The sequence below is a fragment of the Phytobacter sp. V69 genome (genome assembly GCF_965644215.1).
Classification (GTDB): Bacteria; Pseudomonadota; Gammaproteobacteria; order Enterobacterales; family Enterobacteriaceae; genus Phytobacter.
On sequence record NZ_CBFFRL010000404.1, the window covers coordinates 1 to 1,666 of the forward strand.

A 1,666-nucleotide genomic window follows, 5' to 3' on the forward strand; every position below is an offset into this window, starting at 1 on the left:
CATGATAATAGGGCCTTCTGATTAGAAGGCCCTATTATCAATGATTTTTATCCTCGTGACGACACTATCTAGTGTTTCTGCAATAAATATACAGTGTTCAGGTGGGTCTGCACTGGAAACTTTTCAAATGCCGGTGCAAAACCTGTCAGTGACAAGCGGTGGTGAAGGTAATACCACGGCCTATTCTAAACTCGCGACATGGTCATTTTTTCGCTGGAGTGGTAATGCGCAATGTAATATGGGCTCTGCCTATAGTGTGAACACCATAAGATATGTTGTTCCTTATAATGGCAAACAACCCACCCTGTATAACGGGGAATGGATATTCCCGACCTCCGAAGAAAGCGTGGGAATCTCGTTTAAAGTTGCGATGGGTAGTGCTGCCACGCCTGTAAATCCTATTGGCACGTCAGCCAACTACACAATACTGAATGCAGGTGGCCTGGGAACCCAGTATCGATGGACAAGTCTTTCCACTAACGCCTTGAGCGTTCAGGCTACGCTCTGGAAAATTCCTCCGTCAAACGGAGGGACTCACCTGCCGATAAATGGTTTGATAACATTTAACGGACCTGTTCTGAATGTACTATTAAACATTCCGCCGGGAAATACTATGCTCCCTCCACCGCCAAACAATGGTTATGATGCAGCATTCTCAACAGGTTGGTTCATCATGTCCAAACAGTTTAACGGCTCGTTAACTGCTTATCCGGGTACCTGTAACTTTACGCATAAAACGGTGCCAATGGGCAGCCACGATGTTGGCGATTCGCTCTCTGCCTGGAAGGACGCCGCCTTTACCCTGCAATGCCCAAAAGCCTATGGATATAATTCGACCTACTCCATCAATTCGGCAAATGCGATTAGCAGAACCGCAACCACCACACCGAATATAGGTCTGGTGCTCACCGTGATGCCCAGAACCCGTGAGGTTGGCACCAATAATGGCGTCATTGCATTGGACAGCGGCAGTACAGCGACAGGTTTTGGCATTCAGCTTGCCTGGGGAACAACGTCTCAGTCGACGGGAACCACCCCAGTGAGCCCGGTGAAATTCAATCAGCCCATTAATCCTGGCGCGATTGCTGCAACAGGTTATACGACGAAAACCTACTCCAGCAGCAGTACGCCCACCATCGAAACCATAAAAATGACTGCACGCTATATTCGCACGACGGGTGCGGTTTCGGCAGGAAGTGCAAATTCTGCGATAGAAATCGTCGCCAGTTACAACTGATGTCAGTTAAATCCCGGTAAATAGCCGGGGTTATTCAAAGGATTAAATAAGAATATATCGGAAGGGTGTCGTATATAAATTTTAGAAAATAGACCATAAACCCAGTTGGTTAGTTATTTCGGCATAACGACAGTTACTCTATTTAAATGGGTGTGCCATATTTCAGTTTTGCTTAATGAGATTTAAATATGTCTAAGTATTTATTTTACAGATAAATATTATATATCGTGATTTGCATCACAAATTTATCGATATATCTTTTGTAATTCAACACTCACTTCAATTCTATAAAGTTAACCAATTGAAATTAAATCAGAAAAATATCAATCCATCACGTAGTGTAGATATGTAAGTCGCGAATTCAGATAATAAGTGCAACGCTCGGACATGATTGTGGAGAGTGTAGGAGGAAGGGTTAACTACCGATAA

The 1,666-nt window shown here is 44.1% G+C and carries 1 protein-coding gene; it reads left to right on the forward strand.

What is annotated here, in order from left to right; genetic code table 11:
* The first annotated feature begins 40 nt into the window (after positions 1-40).
* Entirely contained in the window at positions 41-1,237 is a 1,197-nt protein-coding gene (locus ACSZPU_RS25555) for a fimbrial protein (protein WP_499004404.1), read from the forward strand.
* Positions 1,238-1,666 lie beyond the last annotated feature (429 nt).